We start from the raw sequence: 5424 nt of genomic DNA on the forward strand, positions 1-5424 counted from the left end.
TTTTTTGAGCTTTGAGGGCTCAAAATTTTTCAGAATAACTTTTCTACTTACACAGTTAGTAGGACACTACCAATTTTTACAACAGCCGTTGTCACTGTATTTTTCTTATATAACTTATTTAAATAAAGGACTAATTTAATAGTCCTTTATTTTTAACGTATTAGTTTAAATTAGTGAATAATTACCTTAACTTTAAATTATTTCGTAGCTCCGCTTACAAAATATTCAGCTTCTGCTTTTCCCCAGTTGGGAGCGATTTTAGATTTCGGAACGTAGGTTTTAAACTTCGTTAAAGCATCTTTAAACTGTTCCATCCCTTTTGTTTTGCTTCCTCCAAACTGCTCCGGAGTGAAGTAAGTGTCTTCCGCTTTTATCAGGGCAATTCTTGGGTTTTCGGGATCCAGGTTTTCCGCTTTTTTCAATTCTTCTATGGCTTTCATTCCGTCTGTCATGTATCTTTCGGTAGGATTTTCCATCATTTTAAGGGAATACGACATTTTTCTCAACAGGTGAATTTCTGCATTGTCTTTTCCGGCAATACTTTCTGCCTGATCAAGATATTTTTCAGCAGCATTTGCCTGTGCAGAAAGCTCGGACATCTTTCCGTCTCTCATTAATGTTCTTCCTTTCTGTAGATAGGCAAAAGCGGCGTAATAAGCTGGAAGCCATTCTTTGGTTTCTTTTTTTCCTATTCTGTCGAAATCATTGGCAAGTGTCTGAAATTCATCCACAGATTTGCAGTTTTCCAGTTTAGTGATTTTATCTTTCATTGCAGTTTCATAAGCTGATTGTGCAAAAGCCGTTAAACTCATCATACTTAAAGCGAAGGTCAATAGATATTTTTTCATGTTTTCTAATTTTTTAAAATTAATTTTTGTTTTGAATAAAGATATATTTTTAATTGAATTGAAATAACTTTTACAGATTATTATTAATGGCATCCTGCGTTTTGTCGACTCCGAAACTGATGAAGGCTCCTACAAAAACAAAGGTATTTACCGGAGGAACCACCGCAGAACTTCTCGATCCGTCCATTGAGAAATTATAGCCGTACACATTTTTAGATCCTAAAATATTGGTTACACTCAATACGAGAACGGTAAATGTTTTTGAGTCTTTTTTTCCTAAATTGGGAAGATAATTCACACTGAAATTTAACGCGTTGTAATCTTTCAGACTGCCTTCGTGTCTTACGAAATATTTCTGTTCACCATTCACGTCCTGTGTTGCGATGTCGTAATACGGACGGCCTTTTGCGTAGGTGTAGGAAATATTGAAGCCTGTTTTCCATTCCGGAACAAATCTTTTGGCTACTGCAGAAAGGGTGTGTTCGGAAGCAAAATTCGGTTTTAAACTCATCGGATAATTCATAAAATCTCTTTTTGAATCTAAAAATGAATAGCTGATCCAGTAATCAATATTGTCGAATGTTTTTTTGTCTCTCCAGAATAATTCCAGTCCTTTTGCATAACCAAAACCGCTGTTGTTATCCGCTGTCTGCACAAACTGGTTCTGTCCGTCGATATACTGTAGGTTTTTTACCTTCAGAAGATCGTCATATTTTTTATAAAAAGCTTCAAATCTCAGGCTTCTTCCTTCCGTTGTTCTCTGTACCTGAAAGATATAATGCTGTGATTTCTGAAAGTCTAAATTTGCCGGATCGTTGATGTATCTGCTTTCAGGATTCTGATAAAAAAGTCCGTAAGCAAATGAAGTTGTCCAGTCTTTGGCAAGACGATACGCTAAAGCCAGACGCGGTGCAATATTGCTTTTCCCAAGATAGGAAGAATGCTCTGCTCTCACTCCTATTTTTGCTGATAACTGATTGCTGAACCCTAAATCTGTTTCTGCAAACGCTGAAGAGATCAGGTCTTTGTAGTTTTTCGTTACAAAATCGTTAAAATTTAATTTTTCGCTGGTACTGTTCAGTTCAAAACCACCTCGTAACGCACTGATTTTGTTTATTTTTCTTTCTAAAACGGTCTTGAAATTGATATAATTTCCGTCATTCAGAAGTTTTGTGCTTCCGGTTTGGGTTTCATCTTTTTGGGTTGAAAAATCAAGGTCTGATTGATTATAGGAATAAGATGCTCCTGCATTCAGTAAATATTTTCCGAATTTCTGCTTGAAAGAGAGATTATGATAGGTATTTTTTCCTTTCAATTTCACGAGAGACAGATCATAATCTTCCGGTTCCAGACTTGGAGTCTGCACTGCCATTCTGTTGGAATCGTATTTACCGTAATATTTGAAAAATCCGCCTGATTTTGTTTTAAATCTGAAATTAAGATCGCTGTTTATACTTTGTGGAGCTTCGGAAAAATTGGTGTTAAAATTGAAAATTTCCTGCATCAGTTTTAAGTTGGAATATCCAAGACTGGCTCCGTAAGAATAGTTTTTATTATTGCCCAATCTCTGAAATCCTGCGTTTAAAAAGATCGGAGAAACACCGAAATCGTAAGAACTCTGATCCGGAAGATCTACACTTTCCAGCATCAGTGCCCCCGAAAGAGCCTGACCGTACAATGCAGAATATCCGCCGCTTGAGAAAACATTGCCTTTGAAAAGAGAAGTATTGAAACGGTCTCTTCCTGCAATTCCCGGAACTGAATTGGAGAAATAATTGTTGATTAAGCTTCCATCCATAAAAATTTTGGATTCCGTTCCTGTTCCGCCACGGATGAAAAGACCTTCTGTTTCTCCCACTTTCTGAACTCCGGGAAGATACGTTAATGCAGATGTGATCTGTCCGTCCGCTCCGGCTGTTGTGTAAATATCAATCGGCGTAAGTAAAGCTGTTGCTCTTTTTTTGTCACTTGCTTCAATGGAACCTGCCGAAACGACTACCGCATCAATTTCATTAATTTGCTCTTTCAGTTCTGCATTCACAGAAACTTCCTGATTTTCAATAACAATCTGTTTTTCAACATCAATATATTTCGGATGGGTAAAAACTAAAACACGGCTGCCTTTTTCTGTGGTTTCAAAAGAGAAGTTTCCGTTGGAATCGGTTGTGGCTCCGTCGTAAGTATTTTTCAGGGTAACATTTACCTCTCCCACTCCTCTATTTTTGTACGTCACTCTTCCCGAAATTCTGGTTTGAGCAAAACTTATTGCAAATGATAAAAAAGTGGTAAGAAATAATAATTTTGTTTTCATAGCTGTTTTATTTCGATTCAAAATTATAACGAATTTTCGCTGCTTTTAAATTTTTGTTGCTGAGTGGTCGTTTTTGGAATCTGAGTGGTAGTTTTTGTTTTTTTGTTGCAGAAAATTTACTTTGGAAAATAAACTGACCACCCCGTCAAAAATTCTTTGAATTTTCGCCACCCCTCCAAAGGAGGGGAATTTTACTACTATTTAACCTGAGTTCGGGACAAGTCTTTTTAAACGCAAGGTTAAACAAAGAGATTCAATTATCAGGAATTCAGCTTTTAAGATATACAAAGGCGTAAAACTTATCAAAGTAATACCATTTTCGTCTTTTTTAAATAAACGAATTGCCTTTGTTGAGCTTACCAACTTTCAGTAAGTAAAATAATCTTTTGTTTTTTCTTTGCAATACATTAATAAAACACTAAAAATCAATTATTTAAAATTATTCCCTATCCCAAACTGAGGTTATTTATATTATTAAACTGCGTTGAATTTAATTGATGGGAATGCAGAAATCGACGAGCATTTTTCCTTCCGGATGTTCTTTGTAATTGGTGTGGTAGATTTCGAAAGGAAAAGCTTTTCTTACAGAATAATGATTTTCATTCATCCATAGAAAAAGGGAAACCCAGCATTGTTCAAAGTCATTTAAGGTGACTTTTCCGCTTCCGACAATGAATTTCCCGGCTTCAAGGGTTTCTGGGAAAATCTGGTTTTCCTGCTGTTGTAATTTTTCCTCCAAAAGCATACAGGCATGAATTTGTACTTTATCTGGCGGAGTAACTTTAAAGCTGTCGTGATAAACGGAAATCATTTTTAGATTCTCTCGGGGAAATAGTTTTTTCTCGGTTGCCCAATCTATCAAAGTGTTGTAAGAGGATTCAACATTGGCAATTCCAAGGCTCATCACTGCTGCGAGATTCATTTCCGGAAGATTGGTAACTTTAATTTTTAAATTCATTCTTGTCCATTTTAACAGGTTTTCTATATTGCAAATGTATTGTTGAAAAACTGCATCCATTTGTCCGTTCTTGCTTTGTTTTAATTGAATTTTATGAAATTTTTCGGGAGCCGATTTTCTGAATTCTGAGGGAGATTTTCCGTAATGCTTTTTAAAGGATTTATTGAAAGCAGAATGACTGGAAAATCCCAGTTCAAGATAAATATCTTTTACGGTTATGTTCTTTTTTACGGCTAAATAAAAGGCACTTTTTTCAATTCTTTTGCGGATGATATAGCTTTGAAGGGTTTCATTGGTCATCAGTCTGAAAATCCTGTGAAAATGAAAGGGAGAATACGCTGCAACTTCCGCAACTTTTTCTAAAGAAAGTTCGGTATCGAGATTGTTATCAATGTACTGAATAGCTTTCACCATTCTTTTTCTGTATTCTTCCAGTTTAAAAGCATTTCCTGCAAAGGTATCGACATCGGATGAAATTGGTTTGTCTTTTATTGCTATTGATGAAAAAAGACAGGAATCGTAATGCGCTTTAAAAAATGTTGTCTAACTTTATCCGACAATCACTTTAAATCATTTAAAAATGAAAGGTAAAACATTAGCATTATTGGCAGGATTTGCGGTTTTTGCGGTTTCATGCGGAACAACAAATACGTATCAAATCCTTTCCAAAAGCAACACACAAACGGGCGGAACGGCAAAGTTTACCCAAAAAGGAGATGATGTTGTTATGAAACTGGATGTTACGAATCTTACTCCGGGAATTCATGCGGTACACATCCACGAAAAGGGTGACTGTTCTGCAGCAGACGGAACTTCAACGGGAGGACACTGGAATCCATCGAAAAACGATCATGGAAAATGGGGTGCTGAACATTTCCACATGGGAGATATCGGAAATCTTACGGCAAATCAGGATGGTGTGGCAACGCTGACTTTTAAAACGAATAAATGGTGTCTCGGATGTTCTGACGAGTCTAAAAATATCATCGGAAAAGGAATGATTATTCACGCCGCAGCCGACGATTTTCATACGCAGCCAACCGGAAATGCAGGAGGAAGAGTGGGTTGTGTGGAGATTAAGTAGTTTACTGCTTTTCTCTAAAATAAAACGAGGCTGTCTAAAAAGTATTATTTCGAACATAAACTAAAGGTTCACGAATGAAGTTCTGAAATGTAGTTAAGAATCTTAATTTTTAGAGATTGTTCACTATTCTACGGAATGACAAAAATAAAGGTAGTGTCCTACTAACTGTGTAAGTAGAAAAGTTATTCTGAAAAATTTTGAGCCCTCAAAGCTCAAAAAATTT

4 protein-coding genes are annotated in these 5424 nt (G+C 36.2%); 1 reads left to right on the forward strand and 3 read right to left on the reverse strand.

The genetic code is table 11. From position 1 onward, the window contains the following. Positions 1-197: 197 nt before the first annotated feature. The 3 genes from H6W52_RS20765 to H6W52_RS20775 all read right to left on the reverse strand — a co-directional run bounded on the left by H6W52_RS20765 (position 198) and on the right by H6W52_RS20775 (position 4531). The gene (locus tag H6W52_RS20765) at positions 198-848 is read right to left on the reverse strand and encodes a hypothetical protein (RefSeq protein WP_116100155.1); all 651 of its coding nucleotides are present in this window, start codon (positions 846-848) and stop codon (positions 198-200) included. A 70-nt stretch (positions 849-918) separates the two neighbouring features. After that, positions 919-3159, reverse strand: a complete 2241-nt coding sequence (locus tag H6W52_RS20770) for a TonB-dependent receptor (protein ID WP_116100152.1) — start codon at positions 3157-3159, stop codon at positions 919-921. A 490-nt stretch (positions 3160-3649) separates the two neighbouring features. After that, positions 3650-4531 (reverse strand): GyrI-like domain-containing protein, encoded by an 882-nt coding sequence (locus tag H6W52_RS20775; protein ID WP_116100153.1) that lies wholly within the window; start codon positions 4529-4531, stop codon positions 3650-3652. A 166-nt stretch (positions 4532-4697) separates the two neighbouring features. Here H6W52_RS20775 and H6W52_RS20780 point away from each other — a divergent pair, with 166 nt between their 5' ends. After that, the gene (locus H6W52_RS20780) at positions 4698-5201 is read left to right on the forward strand and encodes a superoxide dismutase family protein (protein ID WP_116100154.1); all 504 of its coding nucleotides are present in this window, start codon (positions 4698-4700) and stop codon (positions 5199-5201) included. Positions 5202-5424: the final 223 nt, after the last annotated feature.

Origin of the sequence: Chryseobacterium sp. C2(2020), assembly GCF_014218915.1 — a bacterium.
Taxonomy (GTDB): Bacteria; Bacteroidota; Bacteroidia; order Flavobacteriales; family Weeksellaceae; genus Chryseobacterium; species Chryseobacterium mucoviscidosis.